The organism is Ruegeria sp. CF2 (assembly GCF_056537385.1).
In genome coordinates this window covers 129059-151191 of record NZ_JBQFRL010000004.1, presented here as the reverse complement: position 1 = coordinate 151191, position 22133 = coordinate 129059, and the positions used below count along the sequence as shown (strand labels likewise).

Annotated in this window: 14 protein-coding genes and 1 tRNA gene; 1 reads left to right on the top strand and 14 read right to left on the bottom strand. The window is 62.7% G+C overall.

Annotation, left to right across the window (positions count from 1 at the left end; genetic code table 11):
- Positions 1–8: 8 nt before the first annotated feature.
- Positions 9–2885 carry an ATP-binding protein gene (locus ACR0IR_RS16325; RefSeq protein WP_170365886.1) on the top strand — a complete coding sequence of 959 codons (2877 nt, stop codon included), beginning with the start codon at positions 9–11 and terminating at the stop codon, positions 2883–2885.
- A 51-nt stretch (positions 2886–2936) separates the two neighbouring features.
- Here the strand turns inward: ACR0IR_RS16325 and ACR0IR_RS16320 are convergent, their stop codons facing one another.
- From ACR0IR_RS16320 to ACR0IR_RS16255, 14 genes are all read right to left on the bottom strand, one after another.
- A complete protein-coding gene (locus ACR0IR_RS16320) occupies positions 2937–3695 on the bottom strand; it encodes a maleate cis-trans isomerase family protein (RefSeq protein WP_170365884.1) in 759 nt (252 codons plus the stop codon).
- The gene (locus ACR0IR_RS16315) at positions 3692–4774 is read right to left on the bottom strand and encodes a pyridoxal phosphate-dependent aminotransferase (RefSeq protein ID WP_170365882.1); all 1083 of its coding nucleotides are present in this window, start codon (positions 4772–4774) and stop codon (positions 3692–3694) included. Before ACR0IR_RS16315 ends, ACR0IR_RS16320 begins: the two co-directional genes overlap by 4 nt.
- On the bottom strand, positions 4771–6420 hold the full coding sequence (locus ACR0IR_RS16310; RefSeq protein WP_170365880.1) for a hydantoinase B/oxoprolinase family protein: 1650 nt from the start codon (positions 6418–6420) through the stop codon (positions 4771–4773). Before ACR0IR_RS16310 ends, ACR0IR_RS16315 begins: the two co-directional genes overlap by 4 nt.
- Positions 6417–8516 (bottom strand): hydantoinase/oxoprolinase family protein, encoded by a 2100-nt coding sequence (locus ACR0IR_RS16305; RefSeq protein WP_170365878.1) that lies wholly within the window; start codon positions 8514–8516, stop codon positions 6417–6419. The genes ACR0IR_RS16310 and ACR0IR_RS16305 overlap by 4 nt, the downstream gene beginning before the upstream one ends.
- 227 nt (positions 8517–8743) lie before the next feature.
- Complete coding sequence (locus ACR0IR_RS16300) at positions 8744–11404, bottom strand: nitrate reductase (protein WP_170365876.1); 2661 nt, start codon at positions 11402–11404, stop codon at positions 8744–8746.
- On the bottom strand, positions 11404–11736 hold the full coding sequence (gene nirD, locus ACR0IR_RS16295) for a nitrite reductase small subunit NirD (protein WP_170365874.1): 333 nt from the start codon (positions 11734–11736) through the stop codon (positions 11404–11406). Before nirD ends, ACR0IR_RS16300 begins: the two co-directional genes overlap by 1 nt.
- Entirely contained in the window at positions 11733–14168 is a 2436-nt protein-coding gene (nirB, locus tag ACR0IR_RS16290; protein ID WP_170365872.1) for a nitrite reductase large subunit NirB, read from the bottom strand. Before nirB ends, nirD begins: the two co-directional genes overlap by 4 nt.
- A gap of 4 nt (positions 14169–14172) precedes the next feature.
- On the bottom strand, positions 14173–15852 hold the full coding sequence (locus tag ACR0IR_RS16285; RefSeq protein WP_170365870.1) for an ABC transporter ATP-binding protein: 1680 nt from the start codon (positions 15850–15852) through the stop codon (positions 14173–14175).
- Positions 15853–15857: 5 nt separating this feature from the next.
- A complete protein-coding gene (locus ACR0IR_RS16280; RefSeq protein WP_068345377.1) occupies positions 15858–16940 on the bottom strand; it encodes an ABC transporter permease in 1083 nt (360 codons plus the stop codon).
- A gap of 72 nt (positions 16941–17012) precedes the next feature.
- Positions 17013–18380: a CmpA/NrtA family ABC transporter substrate-binding protein gene (locus ACR0IR_RS16275; protein ID WP_170365868.1), complete on the bottom strand. Its 1368-nt coding sequence runs from the start codon at positions 18378–18380 to the stop codon at positions 17013–17015.
- 294 nt (positions 18381–18674) lie between these two features.
- A complete protein-coding gene (locus ACR0IR_RS16270) occupies positions 18675–19844 on the bottom strand; it encodes an ABC transporter substrate-binding protein (RefSeq protein ID WP_170341423.1) in 1170 nt (389 codons plus the stop codon).
- A complete protein-coding gene (locus ACR0IR_RS16265) occupies positions 19841–20425 on the bottom strand; it encodes an ANTAR domain-containing response regulator (RefSeq protein ID WP_170341425.1) in 585 nt (194 codons plus the stop codon). The genes ACR0IR_RS16270 and ACR0IR_RS16265 overlap by 4 nt, the downstream gene beginning before the upstream one ends.
- A 190-nt stretch (positions 20426–20615) precedes the next feature.
- Positions 20616–20692 (bottom strand) — tRNA-Pro (locus tag ACR0IR_RS16260).
- A gap of 105 nt (positions 20693–20797) precedes the next feature.
- Positions 20798–21910, bottom strand: coding sequence for a THUMP domain-containing class I SAM-dependent RNA methyltransferase (locus ACR0IR_RS16255; protein WP_170365864.1), 1113 nt, complete (start codon positions 21908–21910; stop codon positions 20798–20800).
- Between the last annotated feature and the right edge of the window lie 223 nt (positions 21911–22133).

The following is a 22133-nucleotide window of genomic DNA, read 5'->3' as shown; positions in this document are numbered from 1 at the left end:
GCTTGAACATGAGGAAACAGGTCCAGATCGAACCGACCGAGCGCAGAATGTGCACGGTTCTGTTCGCCGACATTGTTCGTTCGACCATGATGATCGGCAGTTTGGATCCCGAAGACGCCGTCAGCCATCTGGGCCCTGCCATCGAACTGATCATGTCGATCTGCGAAAAGTTTGGCGCAACCACGTTGTTCACGGGCGATGGCGCGCTCGCGGTTTTTGGTTCACCGAACGCGGACGAGGATCACGCGGTCAAGGCAATAGCCAGCGCCCAGCGGATCATCGACCGCATCGGCAAGCTGGACGATCGGCAGTTGGATGTGCGGGTTGGCGTTCATTCCGGCGAATTGCTGGTGGGCCAGTTGCAACACACCCTCGGGGAAGAGCAGGCCTTTCTAGGACCGGTCATGAACATCGCCAGCAAGATCGAGGCCGCCGCCAGAAAGAACGTGGTCACGGTTTCCGGTCAGGTTTTGGAGAATGCCGGTGATCTGTTCAACCATACCCATGTGGGCGATCTCGAGCTGGACGGGGGTGCGGGTCCGATCAAGCTATTCGAAATCACCGGCCGCAAAGAACAGGTGTCGCGCTGGATGGCGCGGGCGCGTCGCGAACGTTCGCCATTTGTCGGACGCGAAAGGGAACTGGCCGAGCTTGTTGCGGCGTGGAATCAGGCGCGTGACGGCAAGGGCAACTCGGTTCTGTTGCTGGGGGCGGCCGGCGTCGGCAAATCCCGGCTTCTGCATGAGCTGGTCGAGAACTGGCCCCTCGGCGCGCACCAGGTTCTGGAATTCAACTGCTTTTCGTTGGATCAGGAAGCTGCGTATCTGCCGATCACCCGTGTGATCAATGCCCGGTTGGGATTGTCGGACACCAAATCCGATGCCGAACTGGACCAAAAGCTGTCCGAGGTTCTGGGCGGAACCAAGTTCCTGGATGCGCATACCCGATCGGCCCTGTATTCGCTTTTCAGCCGTTTCCAAACGGAACCGGCGCTTTCGGCTGTGGACCCGTCTCGCCGACGGAGGCAATTGAACCAGATGCTGTCGCGGCTGGTTCTGTCGATGAAACAGGACAAGCCACTGCTTCTGTTGTTCGAGGATTTGCATTGGGCCGACCAGGGGACTCTGGACGTCATCGACAACCTGCTGGGTCAGGTGAGGGGAACGAATGTTCTGATCCTCCTCACATCGCGCAACGCGAACCTGTTCACGAACGACCCGATGGGTTTGCTCAAGGTCGTTCCGGTCGCCCCGTTGGGCGAGGCGGCCTGCAAGGACCTGATCACGCGCTTGCTGGGCCAGAGCGACATCGATGGACAGTTGGGCTCATTCATCGAAGCCATGAGCGGCCGCACACCGCTTTTCGTTGAAGAATTTGCCCACCACATGCGGGACCGCATGTCGCAAGCCGGGTTCAAGGACGGAGCGATGGACAGCCTGGGCGACATCGAGATCCCCGCCCGGGTTCAACCGTTGATCGCATCCCGGATTGATGCCCTGCAAAGCGAGGACCGCAAAGCTCTACAGCTGGTTGCCGTCGGCGGGTTGCAGTGGACCTGGGGCGTTCTGGCCGACACGCTTCAACGGCTGGGCTTCGACGCCAAAACCCAGATTTCGACCTTGGTTGAGCGCGGTTTTCTTGAGCTGCCGGAATCTCAGGACGGCCAGCAGCTGCGGTTCAGTCATGCGTTGGTGCAGAAGGTCGGGTATCGCAGTATTCCACGCCAGCGCCGCGCAAGGCTGCACCGTGCGATCCATGAAACTCTGCTGAGCCGCGGCACATCCGACGATCTGGACGTGGCACAGTCCATCGCCCGTCACGCGGACAAGGGCGAGTTATGGCTGGAGGCCGCCGAAGCTTATACGCGGTGCGGCGAGATGTCGATCAAGCTGTTTTCGTTTGAGGCCGCCGTCTCATATTTCGAAAACGCCCTGCGGTGCATCGACCAAGTTCAAAAGCGGACCGGCACCCAGGTGGCTGTTGACCTCGGGCTACGCGCCCGGCGCGGTCTGCGCGTTTCGCTGGTGGCCAGCGGCAACTTCAACCGTATCCTGACCATTTCACGCGAGGCGGAAGCCTTGTCCGACGCGTTGGGGGACACATCCGCGCGCGTTGCGTTTCAGGTCGACCAGGCGATCATGCTGACGATCTTGGCGGATGTGCGGCAAGCAATGGAGGTGTCTGAGCGCGCGCTGCGGACCGCAACCGACGCCGAAGATCCGCGCCTGCAGGCAAACGCGGCCTTTGCACTGGCCCAGGCTGCGTGGTTTCACGGCAACTTCGCGGCCGCACGGGCGGCGATTGATCAACATGCGGATCTGTTCCAGACGGTGTTCCGTGTGGCCGAAGCGGGCACCACCGGGTCGATTTCGGTGCTCGGGCTTGCGACCCGTGCCAACGCCAACAGCATGATGCATCGGTTTGACGAGGCGGATGCCGGTATCCGCGAGGTGCTGTCGATCGCCGAAGAAACCGGCAAGGCCTATGACCTGAGTTTTGCGCTGATCGCGCGGGGGATCTGGTGCTGGCAGCGAAACGAACCGGCTGACGCCACCTTTGCGTTGCGCCGCGCCTTGCGCGTGTCGGACGATGCTGGAATCGATGTTCTGTGCTGTTTCGCAGCGGCTCCTCTGGCTCGGGTGCAGTCGGTGTTGGGTGAGCTTCCGGATGCCCGACTGGTCCTGAACCGAGGTCTCGAACTGGCGCGGGACATGGAGATGGAGGCCTTCGTCGCCTGGCTGCTGTCGGCCGAAGTGCAGGTTCTGGCGCAGGAAGGCAGAACGAAAGAGGCCAAGGAACTGCAATCCGATTTGAACGACCTGTGTGACCGCAACGGGTATTTCCAGCACGAGCAATCCAAGGTATTGAGGGCATTTAAGATTTGAACACCCCAAAAAGTCTCGGCTGAAACGACTGCTTATTCTGGCGCTAAGACTTCAGCGATGCAGGTTCAGCATCAGCCGGCCAAATCCGGACGGCGGCGTGGTGATCCCGGCCATCTGCATTGCCTGGAATGCCATCGCCTGATTTGAAGTGACAACGGGCTTGCCAACAGCTTTCTCAAGCCGGTCGATGATTTCCACGCTGCGCATGTCCGTACAGGACAAAACCAACACCTCGGCCTCGGGGCAGTCTGCGGCCAAACCCAGGTCAAACACCGCCTGCGGGGTCAGGGCGCCTTGGCCGTAATTGTCCAGCTGGCCTGTCACTTCGGACCGCGACACGGTTGAAATGCCAGTCTCGGCCAGGAACCGGATTGCCAAGTCATTGATGTCTGCGACATAGGGAGAGGCAAAGCCGATGCGTGTCGCCTCCAGCGTATGCAGCGCATGCACCAAGGCGCCCGCGGCCGTAACGGTCTGCGCCCCGCTGCTGGTCTTGATACGGTCGGCAAGTTCGCGGTCGAAGGTCGGGCCATGGGTCAGCGTTGCCGAGGTACACCCATAAAGAATGACATCCGGCCGGACACCGAGCAAAAGCCTGAGCGGCTCATCCAGATCGGCGGCGCCAAGACCGTGCATTTGGGCAGCATCGGGTATTTCTTCCTGATCATAGCCACCCATCCGGGCAAAGTGCAGTGAAACGCCCTCGGGCCGCAGCATCGTCATGTCGGGTTCGAGATTGGTGTTCGTGAACGGCACGAGAATACCGAAACGGGACCGGCCCCTAGATGGGTGGAAATTTCTCTGCGTCATGGCTGAAACTCCTCGGCCCAACGTTCCAGAACCGCGGCCATGAGTTCGAGGTCTGCAGTCTGACCGATGGTGGCACGTAGGCAATTGGCAAGTCCCGCGCCGGATTGAGGTCTCAGGAAAATGCCTTTTTCCCGCAGAGCTTTGTGGGCTCTGGTCGCGGTGGATTGGTCCGCAAAGCGGATCAGAAGAAAGTTCGTATGGCTTTTGGGAACGTCGAACCCGGCAGACCGAAGGCGATCGGCGAACCGGTCGCGCAGCTCGACCGTGAGTGCACATGTTTCGTGCATGTAGTCCTGATCGTTCAGTGCGGCCAAGGCAGCCGCCTGTCCGCACACCGACACATTGTTTGGGTTCATCACCTTGCGTATCTGGACGGCGATCTGCGGTGGGAACAGGCCCCAACCCACGCGAAACCCGGCCATCCCGTAGGCCTTGGACAGAGTTCGAAGAACGACTGTGTCCCCCCGCGCGACAAGGTCGAACATCGGCTCGTTCAGATCATCGGCGAACTCGCCATAGGCCTCGTCGATCACAAGCAGGGTGTTGTCCCGCAACCCTTCCCGAAGCCGCACCAGATCGCGGCGGGAGATACGGGTGCTTGTCGGGTTGCCGGGATTGGCCACAAACACCACCTTGGTATCCGGTTGCACGGCCGCCAGAAGCGCGTCGACGGATACGCATCCGTCCACCTCGGCGGCGGTGTCGAAACGGGCGCGAGCCAACTGCGCCACGGTACGAAAAAACGGGTATGCGTTCGCAGGGGCAAGAACGGCGGCGTCTGGTCCGGCAAAGGCCAGCGCCAGACCCGCAATCAGCTCCATCGACCCGTTCCCGCACAACAGACCTTGCTCGGGCAGATCATGAAGCTCGGCCAGTCGCGCACGCAATGCCGTCCAGTCCGGTTCCGGGTAGAGGTGCCCGTTTGCGGCCGCCTCTGCGACGGCCTGTCCGACCAAGGGACTTGGCGGGCGCAGGCTTTCGTTCTGCGACAGCGAAACAAGGCGCTGTCCTGCCGGCGGATCCAGCTGAGCCAACGCATAGGGTGACATGGCAGCGACATGGGAAACGGGACGGATCATGGCTTTACCCCATGGACATGCTGCGCGGCCCGGGCGCTCACAAGCTCGTCCCGCACATCCTGTCGAACAGCCACGGGTGACCTTTCATCGGGTGGCCCAAATCCGCCGCCGCCCGGAGTTTGGAAGATCAGCGTTTCGCCGCCGCCAATTCGCACCTCGCCCTTGCCTGGCAAGTCCGGGCCGTCGGGGCCGAGACGGATGCGACCGGGCGCGCCCGCCAGTCCGCCGTGCCGTCCCTTGGCTGGGTTTGCGATGCGTTCGACCGAAAGGAACAGCATAAAATCCTCGCCGGTGGAGGAGCGTATTTCGATGTCCTGCCCCAATCCGCCGCGGAGGCGACCGGGGCCACCGCTGTCCTGGCGCAATTCGCGACGCGTGATCAGGACAGGCGCGACAGCCTCGGTTGTCTCGACCTGGCTGCCCCAAACACCCGAGGGGAAGGCCGTCGCCGACAGGCCATCCAGGCTTGGCCTTGCGCCGGTTCCGCCGCTGAACACCAATTCCAGAGCAAACTGCGTGCCACCGCGGGAAACCGCCTCGGGTGCGTGGCGCAGAGGCAGGTCGTACATGCACGATGCACCTTCGGCCGGCACGGCGTCCGGTAGAGCCTGCGACAGGCAGCCATAGACCAGATCCGGGGTCATCTGTCCCAAGGTATGACGCATGGCCACCGGAGCGGGTGGCTGCGCATTCAGAATGCAATCCGCCGGTCCCGTCACGTGGAATGGCGCCAAAGAGCCTGCGTTGTTGGGGATGTCTGGGCCGATGATGCAGCGCAGGGCAAATACCGTGTAAGCCGTTGCATAGTTGAGCGGGACGTTGATGCCTTTGCGCGACAGGCCCGACGTGCCCGAAAAGTCGACCAGAACCCGGTCGTCCGTGATGGTCAGGGCCGCGTGCAAATCAATCTCGCACTCGTACCCATCGACGGTCAGCACATTGTGCCACGTGCCCTTCGGAAGCGCCGAAATGGCCTCGATCGTGCCGCGGCGCGAGGTTTCGATGATGTAGTCGGCCAGACTGTCCAGAGTATCGATGCCAAACTCGACCATCATGTCGGCTAGGCGCGCTGCGCCTGTTTCGCAGCACGCGATCAATGCGTAGATGTCGCCCTCATTGGCGATGGGCTCGCGCGAGTTGGCTTTGACGATATCCATCAGCAGCGCGTTCAACTGACCTTGGTCGACCAGTTTGCACGGCGGGATTTGAAGCCCCTCATCAAAGATATCCGAGCCTTCGGGACCCATGCCCAAACCGCCGAGGTCGACCAGATGCGAGGTGCAGGCCGAAAACCCAACCACGTTGCCACGATGAAAAACCGGCATCATCAGCAGGAAATCGTTCAAATGGCCGGATGCGATCCAAGGATCATTGGTCAGAAAAATATCGCCCGGCTTCATTTCGGAGCTGGAGTATCGCCCGCACAGGGTCTTAACCGCTTCGGCCATCGTGTTGATGTGGCCCGGCGTTCCGGTAACGGCCTGGGCCAGCATACGGCCGCGTACATCAAAAATGCCGGCGGATATGTCGCCGCATTCACGAACGATCGGAGAAAAGGCGGCGCGGATCAGCGCCTGGCCCTGTTCTTCGACCACCGCTAACAGCCGGTTCCACATGACCTGCAGACGGGTATTCGTCGTGTTCATTCGGCGTCCTCCTGTATCCGGTTGAGCCAGAGATTGCCGCCGCCATCGACGCTGGCCTGAAAATCCGCGCTGACGAATGTGGTGGTTTGAGGCTCGGTAATCAGCGCCGGTCCGCGCAAGCTATCGCCGGGTTCAAGCCCGGATCGATCGTAGATACCGGCGTCGCACCAATGCCCGCTGACATCACACAGAATGCGTCGATGGCAGTACGGGCGCACCGTGCGCTGGTGGGCTGCGTCAGGAACCCGGCTGAGGGCAGGGGCGGGTGACGACACCTCGACGGACCAGTTGAGAATCTCGATCGACATTCCCGGTACCGCGCGGCGGAACAACCGGCTGTACTCGGATTCGAAATCCCGGCGCAGGGTTTCGATGTCTGCAGGCCCAAGTGCCCGATCCGGAAGCGCGATCTCGATCTCATGACCCTGGCCGTGGTACCGCATGAAGGCCTGTTTTCGGATCGACAATTCGGCTTCAGGTGCACCGGCACGGACCACGGCCAGCGCCTCGGCTGTCATTTTGTCAAAAAAGGCGTTGAGGCCGTCGAGATCCGGCTGGTCCAGCGTGGCATAGCGCGACCGGACGATTTCGAAGGCGACCGGCGCATACAGAAATCCGACCGCTGACCCTACGCCCGGGTCCTTCGGGATCACGATTTGGTCGACCTGACACCGCCGGGCTACTCGCGTTGCGTGTAATGGCCCATTGCCGCCGAAGGCGATCATCACTCGGGTTGCCAACTCTTTTCCGGACTCGACCGCGTGCATCCGACCTGCGGCGGCCATGCTTTCGTCGACGATTTCGCTGAGACCACGTGCGGCCAGGTCCGGTGCCAGGTCCAGCGCGCTCCCGATTTCCACGGTGATGGCCTGTTCGGCGGCTGCCGTGTCAATCGTCAGTCGGCCTTCGGCAAACCGGCCGGGTTCTATCAGGCCCTGCACCACATCGGCGTCTGTCACGGTCGCCGCCCTGCCGCCATTGCCGAAGGCGGCAGGGCCTGGCTGTGCGCCGGCACTTTCGGGGCCAACCTGCAGGCGACCCAGCCGATCGACCCTGGCAATCGAGCCGCCGCCTGCGCCGATTTCGATCATCTCGATCACGGGGATGCGCACCGGCATGCCCGAGCCCTTGATGAAGCGCGCGGCCCTTGCGATTTCGAACCTGCGCGCGGTCTGCGGGCGGAAAGCATCAATCAGGCACAGCTTGGCCGTCGTCCCCCCCATGTCAAAGCTGGTTACGGCGCGCGCACCGGTTTCAGCCGCGATCCGTGCGGCAAGGATGGCCCCGCCGGCCGGGCCGGATTCGACCAACCGGATTGGCAGGCGGGCGGCCGTTTCCAGGGTTGTCATGCCACCGCCGGCCGTCATCATGAGAATGGGACAGGTCAGCCCCTCTGCGGCGAAGCGGGATTGGAACTCGGCCAGATACCCGGCCATCTGGGGCTGGATATAGGCGTTGGCGATGGTGGTGCACAGGCGGTCAAATTCGCGCGCCTCGGGGCTGACTTCGTGCGAGAGCGAGATGGCCAGGTCGGGGAGCGCCTTGAGCAACTGGTCCCGCAGGGCGAGCTCGTGCTTTGGGTTGGCATAGGAATGCATCAGGCATACCGCCACGGACTGGGCGTCGCTATCCTCAATCCGGCGCACCAGATCGCTCATACCGGCGACATCCAGCGGTGTCAGTTCGTCACCACGTGCATCCATTCGCCCGCCGATCGTGAAGGCACGAGCGCGTGGGACCAGCAGGTTGGGCTTGACCAGATTGATGTCATACTGGCTGTAGCGACGTTCATACCCAATCTCGAGTATGTCCCGAAACCTGTCGGTGGTTATTGTCGCAACCGGGGCACCGCGCCGCTCGATCAGGGCATTGGTGGCCAGCGTGGTGCCGTGAATGAACCCGGAAACCTGCGAGAAACTGGCGTTGGCGTCATCCAGAACGCGCTTTGCACCAGTCACGGCACCGACGGTTGGGTTGTCCGGTGTCGTCGGAGTTTTCGTCGTTGCGAGGATATTGGATTGCCCGTCCATCAGAACGGTATCGGTAAATGTGCCGCCAATATCGACGGCCAGCCGAAGCCCAGCGTGATTGTGCATAAAACGAAGCCATGGGCAGAAGTTTCAGATCGTTCCGGGCTGTTGGTTCAGCATCCAGAGACTGCGAAAAAGATCCGCCTCTCGTCAGACGACGAGGTCGCAACCGGTTGCCCGGCGGCCTTGGGTATCTTTGGCGCAGTCAATCACGGCTTGATCACTCTGGTTGTCGATCCGATGGAAAAATGCTGCCCATCGCGGGATCACCTGTCAACAGAAATGCGACCGGGTTAGGCGACGTCTCCCTGCAATTGTCGGCTCAGGTTGTCGGCGGCATCCGGGGCATACCGGTCGATCAGGGCCCCCAATTCAGGCCGGCAAGACCCGCAATTTGTTCCGGCGTTCAACGCCGCGCCGATAGCGTCGACACTGATCGCTTTCCCGCACGAGATCGCGTCGACGATCGTCTTCAACCCGACGCCAAAACAGGCGCAGATGATCGGTCCGGTGTCCTTGGCATCTGCGGGTGCGCGGCCGGTCAGAACCTGTGCGGGTGATATGTCAGGCATCGTCGCAAGATAGTCCCGCATCAGGGGCAGGGCGCGCGGCGACACGAACAGTGCCCCTTGCAGGCATCCGTTCTGCGACAACGCAATGCGAAATGACCCGCGGGCCGGATCACCTGCCGTGACCGCGTCCGCATCCGCCAGCGCAAACCATTCGCGGGCGGTTTGTTCCCAATCCTGTATCCGGGCATGATCAGCCAGCTCTGTCCTGTAACCGTTGTCCGTTCGGACCGTCGCGCGGTAGGCGACCGAGGGTTTCAGGGGTCTCCTGGAGACGGCAAAGGCGTACCACGCCGCCTGCATGACCGAGATCGAAACGGGTGTGGCCTTGCTTTCGGGTTGTCCGGAAAACGGATCAGTGGTGCCGGGAACCAGCATGTCCACCCGGCCCGAAGGGGCCGTTTCCGCAGTCCAATGGATGGGAGCAAAGACGTGACCGATGCGAACATCTTGGGTGATGCGCGCGCGAAAAATGCCACGCCCAGCGGGACTGGTGACCTCGACAAGGTCTGCGCTGGATATCCCCTCGCGGGCGGCGTCCTGGGGATGAATGTCCACAAACGGCTCGGCAAGATGGGCGGACAGGCGGGCTGAAAGACCGGTCCGGGTCATGGTGTGCCATTGATCCCGTGTGCGTCCGGTGTTCATCACAAAGGGATATTGCTGTCCGGGTAGGGCTGCCGGAGGTCGATGGGCAACGGGAACGATCCGGGCCTTCCTGTCGGAGTGAAAGAAGTGTCCGTCACCAAAAAATCTCCCACCTGCACGCCTGCGACCCAATGGCCAGCGGGTGGGTTCCAGTTCGGCATAGCCTTCCTCGTCAATTTCGGAGAAGCCCGAAATGTCGAAGTCTTTCCCGAACCGCGCGGCGATTTGGGACATGGCGGCGTATTCACGGAGTATCTCGGCCGGTGAAGCGTAGTCGAACGCGGTTTTCCATCCCATGCGGCGGCCAACTTCGGCCAGGATGTCCCAATCCGGACGCGCTTGGCCCGGTGGCCGCAGAACGGCGCGTTGCCGGCTGATGGTTCGGTCGGAATTCGTGACCGTTCCGTTCTTTTCGGCCCACCCGGCGGCAGGCAGCACGACGTCGGCCAGACGTGCCGTATCGGTGTGCAACGTCAGGTCACTGACGACCGTGAACGGGCAGGCGGCGATTGCGCGGCTGACCCTGTCAACTTCGGGCATGGTTGCCGCCGGGTTGGTGTGGATGATCCAAAGGGCCTTGATCTGCCCATCTTCGACCGCGCGGAACATGTCCACGGCCTTCAGCCCCGGAGACTGCGGTATTGAAGGGGATTGCCAAAACGCCTGAACCGCGGCCCGATGATCGGCGTTTTCGATGTCCAGATGGCAAGCCAGCGTGTTGGCCAGACCACCCACTTCGCGCCCACCCATCGCGTTGGGTTGGCCGGTGACCGAGAACGGGCCCATTCCCGGCCGCCCGATCCGACCGGTGGCCAGATGGCAGTTCAGAATGGCGTTGACTTTGTCGGTCCCGCTGGAAGACTGGTTCACTCCCTGGCTGAAGACCGTCACGACGCGGGGGGTATTGATCCATAGATCGAAAAATGCGGCGAGTTTTTCGGCAGGCAGGCCGGTTTCCGAGATCTGGTCGTTTCCGGCCGTTTCCAGAGCGGCTTCCAGACCCGAGGTTTGCTTGACAAAGCCCGGGTCTACGGCCCCTAGCCGATGAATCTCGGTCAGCAGCCCGTTGAACAGCGCCACGTCGCTGCCCGGATTCAGCGCCAGATGCAGATCGGCCTGATCGCAGCTGGCGGTGCGCCGTGGGTCGATCACCACGATCCGGGTCCCGCGCGCCTGCCGGGCCGCCAGAACCCGCTGATAAAGAACCGGGTGGCACCACGCCAGGTTCGACCCTACCAGCACCACCAGATCGGCCTGGTCCAGATCCTCGTAGGTGCCCGGCACGGTGTCGGTGCCAAAGGCCCGCTTGTGCCCGGCCACGGTCGAGGCCATGCACAGCCGCGAATTGGTGTCGATATTGGCCGATCCGATGAAGCCCTTCATCAGCTTGTTGGCCACGTAGTAATCCTCGGTCAGCAACTGCCCCGAGACATAGAAGGCCACGCTGTCGGGACCATGCGCCGCGATCGTTTCGCGGAACCGGTCGGCCACCAGTTGCAGCGCCTCGTCCCAGCCCACGTCCCGGCCAAAGGCGCACGGGGTCAGCAGGCGGTGCTCCAGCCCGACCGTTTCTCCCAAAGCTGTGCCCTTGGAACACAACCGTCCGAAATTCGCCGGGTGGTCCGGGTCGCCCCGCACGGTCAGACCTCCCGCCCCGTCCGGGCGCAGCAGCACGCCGCAGCCCACGCCGCAATAGGCGCAGGTGGATCGCACCTCGGGCAGGTTCGAGCCGTCCATCACGCGGCGCTCCGCTCGGTGACGGCGCGGGCGTCCAGCAGGATGCGCCCGGCCTCCAGCCGAACTGGATAGGTGGTGATCCGGCCTTCATCCGCGCCTTGGGCCTCGCCGGTATTCAGGTCGAACACCCAATTGTGCAACGGACAGGTCACCGACTGGCCATGCACGATGCCTTCGGACAGCGGGCCGCCCTTGTGGGGGCAGGCATTGCTGGCCGCGAACAGTTCCGCCTCGGCCGTGCGGAAGATGGCGATGCAGCCAAGACGGGTTTTCACCAGACGCGCGCCACGCAGCGGCACGTCGTCGATATGTCCGATGTCGATCCAGCTCATTCCGCGGCCTCCAGGGTGAAATCTGCAATCGGGGCATAGCTCGGCGCCTTGTCGCGGACATGCTCGGCCCAGGGGTCCTTGCGATAGATGCTCTGCGACAGTTCGAACCGCTCGACCAATGCCCGGCGGTTTTCGAGGTCGTCGACCACATTGGCCCTGACCCAGTCCATGCCGACCTTGGCCAGCCATTTGTACAACCGGTCCAGATACTTGCCGCCCTCGCGATAGGCCTGGGTGACGGCCATCACAACCTCGATCGCCTCGTCCTCGGTCGGGACCTGGCACAGCAGCTCGGTTTCCTTGACGTCCATCCCGGCCGCCCCGCCGATACCGATCTGATAGCCCGAGTCCACGCAGACCACGCCGATATCCTTGCAGGTCGCCTCGGCACAGTTGCGCGGGCAACCCGAGACCGCCAGCTTGAGCTTGTGCGGTGTCCACGAGCCCCACAGGATCTGTTCCAGCTTGATGCCAAGGCCGGTGCTGTCCTGGGTTCCGAAGCGGCAGTGATCGGTGCCGACACAGGTTTTGACCGTGCGCAGACCCTTGGAATAAGCGTGCCCCGAGACCAGGCCGGCCTTGTTCAGGTCGGCCCAGATGGCGGGCAGGTCCTCGCCCTTGACGCCCAGCAGGTCGATGCGCTGACCGCCGGTGACCTTGACGGTGGGCACGTCATATTTCTCGGCCGCGTCGGCGATGGCGCGCAGCTCGGCCGGGTTGGTGATGCCGCCCCACATGCGGGGCACGACGCTGAAGGTGCCGTCCTTCTGGATGTTGGCGTGTTTGCGTTCGTTGACGAACCGGCTTTGCGGGTCGTCACGGTATTCCAGCGGCCAGTCGGCCAGCAGATAATAGTTGATCGCCGGCCGGCAGACATGGCAGCCATTGGGCGTTTCCCAGCCCAGCTCCTGCCAGACGGCGGCCTGGCTTTTCAACTCTTGCGCCTTGATCAGGCGGCGCACGTCCTCGTGGGTCAGGTCGGTGCACCCGCAGATCGGTTGCGCCGCCGGCATCTGGAACTCATCGCCAAGCGTGACCTGCAGGACCTGTTCGACCAGACCCGTGCACGTCCCGCAGGATGCGCTGGCCTTGGTGCTGGCGCGCACGGCGGCCAGATCGGTGGCCCCGGCGGCGATCGCCTCGACGATGGTGCCCTTGCATACGCCGTTGCAGCCGCAGATCTCCGCCTCAGGCGGCAATGCTGCAACGGCTGACAGAGGGTCCGCGGTGTCGCCCCCCTGATAGGCCGGGCCGAAGATCAGCGTGTCACGCATCTCGTCGATGTCGGTGCCGTCCTTGATAAGGCCGAAGAACCAGCTGCCATCGGCGGTGTCGCCATACATGACCGCGCCGATCAGGCGGTCATCTTCGATCACCAGCCGCTTGTAGACCCCGCGCGCCGGGTCGCGGAACACGATGTCCTCGCGTCCCTCGCCCTCGGCGAAGTCTCCGGCGCTGAACAGGTCGCAGCCGGTGACCTTCAGCTTGGTGGCCAGTTCCTTGACCACGAAGGCGTCCGGCTGGCCCAGAAGGGTATTGGCCACGACCTTGGCCTGATCGTAAAGCGGCGCCACCAGGCCGAACAGGTGGCCGTCGAATTCGACGCATTCGCCCACGGCCAGCACATCCGGGTCCGAGCTCTGCATCTGTGCGTTCACCTCGATCCCACGGGCCACGTCCAGCCCGGCATCGGTGGCCAGCCGGGTTTCGGGGCGGATGCCGACGGCCATCACCACCAGATCGGCTGGCAGCATTTCGCCGCTTTCCAGCAGCACCGCCTCGGCACGCCCTTCGCCCAGAATGGCCTTGGTCGAGGCCTGAGTCCGCACGGTGATGCCGCGGCGTTCCAGATCCTTGCGCAGCAGGTATCCGGCGGCCTCGTCCAGCTGCCGTTCCATCAGATGGCCCATCAGGTGCACCACGGTGACGGTCATGCCGCGCTCGGCCAGCCCCGCCGCGGCCTCGAGCCCCAGAAGCCCGCCGCCGATCACCACCGCGTTGCCACCCTTGGCGGCCGCGTCGATCATCGCGTTGGTGTCGTCCAGATCGCGATAGGAGATGACGCCGGGCAGGTCCTTGCCCGGAACCGGAATGATGAACGGGGCCGAGCCGGTGGCGATCAGCAGCTTGTCATAGGGCACATGACCGTTTTCGCCCTCGACCACCTTCATCTCGCGGTCGATCTTCACCACATGCTCGCCAAAGCGGCAGGCGATGCCCCGTTGCGCGTACCAGTCGCCGTCATGGGTGACGATGTCCTCATAGGTCTTCTCGCCCGACAGAACCGGGCTGAGCATGATGCGGTTGTAGTTTCCGCGCGGTTCGGCGTTGAAAAGCGTGATGTCGAACACATCTGGCGCGGTCTCGGTCAGATGTTCAAGCACGCGGCCCGACGCCATCCCGGCACCGATCACGACAAGTTTCTGTTTCATGGGGTCACTCCGCTGCAATGGCCTTGGGGGCGGGCGATTTCGGCTTGGCGCCGTGTTCGTATTCTTCGAGGAAATCCAGAACTTCCTGCCGGTAGGCGTAGTAGTCGGGATGTTCGAGCAACGCCTTGCGGGTGCGCGGGCGCGGCAGGTCCACGCGGGTGATCTTGCCGATCGTAGCCTGCGGGCCGTTGGTCATCATCACCACCCGGTCGGCCAGCAGGATCGCCTCGTCCACGTCATGGGTGACGCAGATCGCGGTGACCTTGGTGCGCGACCAGACCTCCATCAGAACCTCCTGCAGCTCCCAGCGGGTCAGGCTGTCGAGCATCCCGAAAGGTTCATCCAGCAGCAGCAGCTTGGGCGACAGGGCAAAGGCGCGGGCGATGCCGACGCGCTGTCTCATGCCGTTCGACAGGTCGCTGGCCTGCTTGTCCATCGCATCGGCCAGGCCGACGCGTTCCAGGTAGTATTCCACCACGTCCTGCCGTTCGGCCTGGCTGGCGTTCGGATAGACCTTGTCGACCCCGATCGCCACGTTCTCTTTCGCGGACAGCCACGGGAACAGGTTGGGTGACTGGAACACCACCGCGCGTTCAGGGTCGGCGCCTTCGACGTGGCGGCCATCCAGCTTGATCGCGCCCTTGGAAATCTCGTTCAGCCCCGCCGCCATGGTCAGCACCGTGGATTTGCCGCAGCCCGAATGGCCGATCAGCGAGATGAACTCGCCCTTGTCGATCTTCAGATCGAAGTCCTCGACCACGGTCAGCGGCCCCTTCGGCGTGGGATAGACCTTGTGCAGTTGCGAGAAATCCAGGAACCGGCTGTCGATCATGCCCTTCTGCGCCTCGGTCACGGCGGTGGGCACGCCGTGGATCGGCGTGACCTCGGGCAGGATGCGGGTGCCTTCGACCTTGGCCTCGATCCCCACATCCATCAGGTATTTGGTGACCTCGGCGCGCAGGCGTTTGAAGGTTTCATCGGTGTTCATCGCCGCCCGGTCGCGCGGGCGCGGGATCGAGACGCGGAACTCCTGCCCCAGCGTGCCGTCGGGGTTCAGGGCGATGATCCGGTCGGCCAGAGTGATCGCCTCGTCCACGTCATTGGTGATCAGCACGCAGGTCTTGCGGTCGGCTTCCCAGATGCGCTCGATCTCGTCGGCCAGGTTGGCGCGGGTCAGCGCGTCCAACGCCGACAGCGGCTCGTCCAGCAACAAGACCTCGGGGTTCATGGCCAGCGCCCGGGCCACGTTGACCCGCTGACGCATCCCGCCCGACAATTCGGCCGGACGGCGCGTCGCCGCGTGGCTGAGGCCGACCATCTTGACGTAATGCGCCACCTTCGCGGCCTTCTCGGCCTTGGGCAGGCCCGGAAAGACCGTATCGACCGCCAGCCCGACATTGCCGCTGACCGTCAGCCACGGCATCAGCGAGTAGTTCTGAAAGATCACGCCGCGTTCCGGCCCCGGCCCCTTGATCGGCGCGCCCTTGAAGGTGACCTGCCCGCGGCTGGGCATGTCCAGCCCGGCCATCAGGTTGATCAGCGTGGTCTTGCCGGTGCCGGAAAAGCCCAGGATCACCAGGAACTCGCCCTCCTGCACCTGCAGGTCGATGCCGTTCAGAACATCGGTGCGCCCGGTGCCTTCGCCGAAGGATTTCGAGACGTTTTCGAAGCTGAGGATGCTCATCACGCTCACCGGTTGTTGGTAAAGGTAAACAGGGACTGCAGCGCGTACATCACCCGGTCCAGCAGGAAGCCGATGATGCCGATGGTGAAGACCGCCACCATGATCCGGGCCAGCGAGCTGGACGAGCCGTTCTGGAACTCGTCCCAGACGAATTTGCCCAGGCCCGGGTTCTGCGCCAGCATTTCGGCCGCGATCAGGACCATCCAGCCCACGCCCAGCGACAGGCGCAGCCCGGTGAAGATCAGCGGCAGCGCCGAGGGCAGCACCAGCTTGGTGATCTTGGTCCAGGTGTTCATCTTCAGAACCTTGGACACGTTCACCAGATCCTTGTCGATCGAGGCCACGCCCAACGAGGTGTTGATCAGCGTGGGCCACAGCGAACACAGCGTCACCGTGATCGCCGAGATCAGGAAGGATTTCGCGAACCAGCCGTCATTGGTGACATAGACGGCCGAGACGATCATCGTCACGATCGGCAGCCAGGCCAGCGGCGAGACCGGTTTGAACACCTGGATCAACGGGTTCAGCGCCGCATTTGCGGTCGGTGACAGCCCCGCTGCGATGCCAAGCGGCACCGCCACGACCGTGGCGATCAGGAACCCGAAGAACACTGTTTTGATCGAGGTCCAGATCTGCTGGTAGTAAGACGGTGCGCCGGTATAGGCGACCTGCTTGACCTCGTCCGCGCGGCCGGCCTCGATCAGCTTCTGGTTCCGCTTTTCGACCATCGCCTCGAACTTGGCGCGTTTGGCGGCCTTGGCCTGCGCGTCCTGATTCAGGTTGACCATTTCCTCCCAGACCTGCGCCGGGCCGGGTACCGCCCCCAGCGAGGTCTGCACCTTGGGCGCCAGCGTCGCCCACAGCAGCAAAAAGGCACAGATCGACAGGATCGGCACGATCAGCAGCCGCCAGATCTCGGCCATCTGGGCGCGGGGGTTGTCGCCGGCGGCGGCCTTCAGAACCGGGGTGGCCCAGCTGAGGCCCAGCACCTGGAACCATTTGTCGGCGGCGTTGATGCGGGTGAAAAGACGGGCGCGGCGCGCGTCCCGTGCGGCGTCTGCGTTGAATTCCGGATCGACCGTTGTCATCTGATGCGTCCTTGCGATGGCGGGGCGTTTCAGGGGCCCTGCCCGACCGCAGCCGGGCAGGGCGGTTCGGGGTCAGCCTTGGATTTCGGTCCCGACGACCTTCTGGTCGCCCTTCAGGCCGATCGGCAGGCTTTCGAGATAGGCGTTTGGCGCGCGGCCATCGAAGGGAATACCGTCGATGATGTCCTCGGCCGGGGTGGGCGCCTTGTAGCCGTCGCTGTCCCAGGGAAAGTCGGCCTCGTCCGCCAAGCCTTCCTCGACCAGAAGGCGCGCGGCCTGCAGATAGATCTCGGGCTTGTAGACCGACTTGGCGACCTCGTCATACCAGCTATCTGCCTTGGCTTCGGGGATCTGACCCCAGCGGCGCATCTGGGTCAGGTACCAGACCGCGTCGGAATAGAACGGATAGGTCGCGTTGTAGCGGAAGAACACGTTGAAATCGGGCACCTCGCGCTTGTCGCCCTTTTCGTATTCGAACGTGCCGGTCATCGAGTTGGCGATCACCTCGTAATCGGCCCCCACATATTCCGGGCGGCTGAGGATCTCGACCGCCTCGGGACGGTTGGCATTGTCGTTCTCGTCCAGCCACATCGCCGCGCGGATCAGCGCCTTGGTCACGGCCAAGGTCGTGTTGGGGTATTCCTCGGCGAATTCGGCGGTGATGCCGAATACCTTTTCAGGGTTGTTCTTCCACAGCTCGTAGTCGGTGATGACCGGAACGCCGATGCCCTTGAACACCGCCTGCTGGTTCCACGGCTCGCCTACGCAATAGCCATGGATCGTGCCGGCCTCGAGCGTCGCGGGCATCTGCGGCGGCGGGGTGACCGACAGGAACACGTCCGCGCCGATCTGGCCGGTCACGTTTTCGGGGCTGTAATAGCCCGGGTTCAGGCCCCCGGCGGCCAGCCAGTAGCGCAGCTCGTAATTGTGGGTCGAAACCGGGAACACCATGCCCATGTTGAAGGGCTTGCCCTCGGCCTTGTACTTCTCGACCACCGGAGCCAGTGCCTCGGCGCTGATCGGATGCTGCGGGCGGCCGTCGTCCATCACCGGGATGTTGGGTTTCATCTCCGCCCAGACCTCGTTGGATACCGTGATGCCGTTGCCGTTCAGGTCCATCGAGAAGGGCGTGATGATATGCGCCTCGGTTCCATAACCAATGGTCGCCGCCAGCGGTTGACCGGCCAGCATATGCGCACCGTCCAGCTGGCCGCCGATCACGCCGTCCAGCAGAACCTTCCAGTTGGCCTGCGCCTCGAGCGTCACGAACAGGCCCTCGTCCAGGAAATACCCCTGCTCATAGGCAACGGCCAGCGGCGCCATGTCGGTCAGCTTGATGAAGCCGAAGGTCAGTTCGTCCTTTTCCAGCTCCAGCATTTCTGCGGTGGCCGGCGCAACAAGGGCTGTCGTCGCAACAAGACTCAGAATGAGTTTTTTCATCTTTGTTCCTTTCGGTCCGGCCCAAACCGGGCTGGGTGGCGACCCGAGCAACGTTCGGGCCAAAAAAAAGCCGCCGACACACACCGCCGGAAGGAGAAGGCGGTTGGTCGAGCGGCTTTGCTCAGAAGTTTTGCCCAAGACATCGGGCGAATTCCTACGGTGGGCGACGTTGCCTGCCGTTGTCCTGATAAAGGCACCGGTGAGCAGATGAGTCATCCGAAATTGACGGCCATCAGGTGAAAATTCTGCAACGCAGCATAATTTGACGCTGCAGTGCAAAAAAATTAGGCGCACTTACTGGGAAGGCTCAAAAATCCGACTGTCGAAAAAGACGTTTTGCGGCAACATCAACTTTCCACCCGGGCCGGACACTAGCGTCGGGTCGTTGCCGGCACCCTCGGGCTTTTCAGAATCGGCGGGCATGACAACACCGATTCCCTGCAGCTCGCGCCGATACAGGTCACTTTGGAACACATCGGCTGCCGTACGCTCGGCATCTGACGGATCCAGTCCATATCTTCGCGCCATGTGATGCGCGATCCATTTGGCCTGACTGCGCCAAGGAAAGCCCGTTGCGCCTTCATGAAAAGTGACAAACCGGTCGACCTGACGCTGGTCTCCGCGCGCTGAAATCGCAAATTGACCGGTCAATGCCCGGTCGACCAGGTCCGCGGGAACGTCCAGATAGAGCCTCTGCGCCAACATCTCCGACGCCGTGGTCAGGCTCTCGGGATTTGAAAGCCACCGGCCCGCCCGCCAGATCGCCCGCAGCAGCGCGCCCGTCAGATGTGGTTCCGTCTGTGCCCAATCCGTTCGCACGGCCAATACCTTTTCCGGGGCACAGGACCAGATCGCGTTCCCCGGCAGCAGAAGCGCACCCACCCGGTCGTCGACGGAAAACGACCCCCACGGCTCACCCACGCAGAAAGCATCGATCTCACCGGCGGCCAGGGCCTGGGCCATCAACGGTGGGGGAACGGTGCGGATCTCAACCTGGGTCGAGGCGAGTTCCGTACCGCTGACCCAATATCGCAGCAGTTCCACATGCATGGAAAACGGAAACGGAACCCCGAAGGTCAGCGTTCCACCGGCCGCCTTTGCCAAGGCCGCTCCGGCCGCAAAAGCATCGCTGAAATCGAAGGCATAGCCATTTTCGCGTAGCCGCGCTTCCAGTTGGCGGCCGACGCCGATCACGTTTCCATTGACTGACAGGACCGATACGGCCGAAAGGGGCGTGACGATCCCCCCAAGCCCCAGCGCCATGGCCACCGGGACAGGGGACAGCAGATGTGCCGCATCAACATGTCCGAAGGCCAGCATGTCCCGCAACGAGGACCAGGACGGGGCGGGGCGCAGGTCCAGAGAGATGCCCTCGGCCTGATCATATCCCATCTCGTGCGCCACGATCAGGGGGGCTGCATCGACCAACGGCATATAGGCCGCTCGGAGCGAGACCGCCCTCATGACAACAGCCCCGAAGCGGTCACCAAAGCCTCGGCCACATCGGCCACCCGACGATTCTGATTCATGGCGGTCTTGCGCAGCAGGGCATATGCTTCATCTTCCTGAATGCCCTTTGCTTTCATCAACAGCCCTTTCGCGCGGTCGATCACCTTGCGCTCTTCCAATGCGCGTCTGGTTTCGGCCAACTCGGTTCGCATCTGGCGCAGTACTTGGAAACGGGCGATGGCGGTGTCGATGATGGGCTTGACCCTTTCGGGATGCAGACCGTCGACGACATAGGCCGAGACACCTGCTTCGACCGCAGCTTTGGACAGGCCGCCTGCAGCCCCGGATACGAACATGGCAACCGGCCGCTCCATCGGGCCGGAGGCGGTTGTCAGTTCTTCGAGCATGTCCCGAGATGGATTGTCGATGTCGATCAGAACGACATCGGGATTGTGGACAGCAATCTTGCGCGGCAATTCAGACACGCCATCGATCACGTGCGCCTCGACGCTCCCCGCCGCTTTCAGGGCCTCGAGGATCGCATCGGCGCGGTCCGGGTTCTGTTCGACTACAACAACGGTCAACGTTTGGTTCATAACATCGAACTGACCAAGCAGGCAGAGCGAGGCAATGCCACCCTCGGAGCGCTGCGCTCAATTCCCTGGGAAGCGCCTATCCAGATGGCAGATCGTGCGCGGATGCCGAATAATTCATCACGTTGCTGCCCCGGACATGTTTGGAGATACGACCAACCAAAAAAAGGCGCCACAGGGCGCCTTGTTTTATTGGTCGGAGTGAGAGGATTCGAACCTCCGACCCCTGCCTCCCGAAGACAGTGCTCTACCAGGCTGAGCTACACTCCGACCGTGGCGCGTGATCTATACCCAGTGGATTTGATGCGCAAGAGGGATTCTGTGTGCTTTTTGTCCGAACTCGCTCTGCCGCTTGGACCCGCAGGAATTGGCCGGTCAGGGCAGGGCTTCGGTTTGATGGAGGCGTATCTTCGTGCCGCCATGATCGACGATCGGACCCGGAGGCAGCAACGGCAGGCGGGTGGCGCGCGCCAGAGACTGGTTGCTGGTAACGACGCCGACACGCCAGCCGGAAAACCTGGACATCATCACCTTGCCAAAGCTTCCATACAGCGACCGCAGGCGTTTTTCATCGCCGATGCGCGCTCCATACGGTGGGTTGACGATTACCAGACCCGGCCCGCCCAGGGGCGGTTTCAGGTCTGCGACTGCGCGTTTTTGGAATTGCGTCGCGCCGTCCACCCCGGCGCGGCTGGCATTTGCCTGCGCGGCCGCGATCGCCCCATCGTTCCGGTCCGAGCCAAAGAACACGGTATCTGTCTGCGTCGCGACCCAGTCGGCGCGGAGTTCTGCCCATGCCTTGGGGTCGAATCCAGCAAAGTCCTGAAAGGCAAAGGCTCTGTCGCGGCCGGGCGGCAGGCCCATCGCGATCTGCGCGGCTTCGATCACGAAAGTGCCCGAGCCGCACATCGGGTCCAGCACCGGTTCAGATCCGTCAAAGCCGCAATTGCGAAGAAACATAGCCGCCATCGTTTCGCGCATGGGGGCCTTGGCGACTGCTTCCTTGTGCCCACGCTTGTGCAGCGCCTCTCCGGAACTGTCGAGGGAAAGTGTGCAGATGTCTTTCTCGATTCGCAGCAGAACACGGACCGTCGCCTCGGACGAGATCGGAGCCCCCAACGTGTCAGAGATTGCGCCTTCAATCCGTTGCCGTGCGGCGCCGGCATGATAGATGCGGGACTTTCGACTGGTGGCCTCAACCCGGACCGGAACGTCGGGTTTCAGAAAAACTCCCCACGGAAACTTTCGCGCCCGCTTGTCCAGCTGAGCCAGGTGCACAGCCGGGAACGAGCCCACCCGAACCAACACCTTGTTGGCCCCGCGCAACTGGAGGTTGGCCCGCCAGACCTCGCGCAGGTTGCCACGAACCGTGACACCTCCGGGTGCAAGTCGGGCCTCAGCGAATCCGGCCTCCTGCGCTTCGGCGAGGAGGGGAGCCTCCAGACCGGGTGTCGCGACCAGAAAAATCTCAAGATCGGTATTTTCCATTCCGGCTGCTTATATCAGCAGGGCCATCCGTGCGACACGAAATTTCCTACCAAGTTTTTGGTACTCTGCCCGTGGTTTCGGATAAAAATATCTACACGGCGCGCGATTTGGGCGGTAACAGGTTTGCGTTTGGCCGCTTCGCCGCGTAAAGGGGCCGTAATCAGAGAGACGCCCGCGGATTTCGGCCGGTCCTCGTCGTTTTAGCGACGGGCTTGACGAAACT

What these genes read in the sequence shown, in the direction of transcription:
- ACR0IR_RS16325 (WP_170365886.1), top strand. Translation starts at nt 9, where the DNA reads ATGAGGAAACAGGTCCAGATCGAACCGACCGAGCGCAGAATGTGCACG.
- ACR0IR_RS16320 (WP_170365884.1), bottom strand. Translation starts at nt 3,695, where the DNA reads ATGACGCAGAGAAATTTCCACCCATCTAGGGGCCGGTCCCGTTTCGGT.
- ACR0IR_RS16315 (WP_170365882.1), bottom strand. Translation starts at nt 4,774, where the DNA reads ATGATCCGTCCCGTTTCCCATGTCGCTGCCATGTCACCCTATGCGTTG.
- ACR0IR_RS16310 (WP_170365880.1), bottom strand. Translation starts at nt 6,420, where the DNA reads ATGAACACGACGAATACCCGTCTGCAGGTCATGTGGAACCGGCTGTTA.
- ACR0IR_RS16305 (WP_170365878.1), bottom strand. Translation starts at nt 8,516, where the DNA reads ATGCACAATCACGCTGGGCTTCGGCTGGCCGTCGATATTGGCGGCACA.
- ACR0IR_RS16300 (WP_170365876.1), bottom strand. Translation starts at nt 11,404, where the DNA reads ATGGACGGCTCGAACCTGCCCGAGGTGCGATCCACCTGCGCCTATTGC.
- nirD (WP_170365874.1), bottom strand. Translation starts at nt 11,736, where the DNA reads ATGAGCTGGATCGACATCGGACATATCGACGACGTGCCGCTGCGTGGC.
- nirB (WP_170365872.1), bottom strand. Translation starts at nt 14,168, where the DNA reads ATGAAACAGAAACTTGTCGTGATCGGTGCCGGGATGGCGTCGGGCCGC.
- ACR0IR_RS16285 (WP_170365870.1), bottom strand. Translation starts at nt 15,852, where the DNA reads ATGAGCATCCTCAGCTTCGAAAACGTCTCGAAATCCTTCGGCGAAGGC.
- ACR0IR_RS16280 (WP_068345377.1), bottom strand. Translation starts at nt 16,940, where the DNA reads ATGACAACGGTCGATCCGGAATTCAACGCAGACGCCGCACGGGACGCG.
- ACR0IR_RS16275 (WP_170365868.1), bottom strand. Translation starts at nt 18,380, where the DNA reads ATGAAAAAACTCATTCTGAGTCTTGTTGCGACGACAGCCCTTGTTGCG.
- ACR0IR_RS16270 (WP_170341423.1), bottom strand. Translation starts at nt 19,844, where the DNA reads ATGAGGGCGGTCTCGCTCCGAGCGGCCTATATGCCGTTGGTCGATGCA.
- ACR0IR_RS16265 (WP_170341425.1), bottom strand. Translation starts at nt 20,425, where the DNA reads ATGAACCAAACGTTGACCGTTGTTGTAGTCGAACAGAACCCGGACCGC.
- ACR0IR_RS16255 (WP_170365864.1), bottom strand. Translation starts at nt 21,910, where the DNA reads ATGGAAAATACCGATCTTGAGATTTTTCTGGTCGCGACACCCGGTCTG.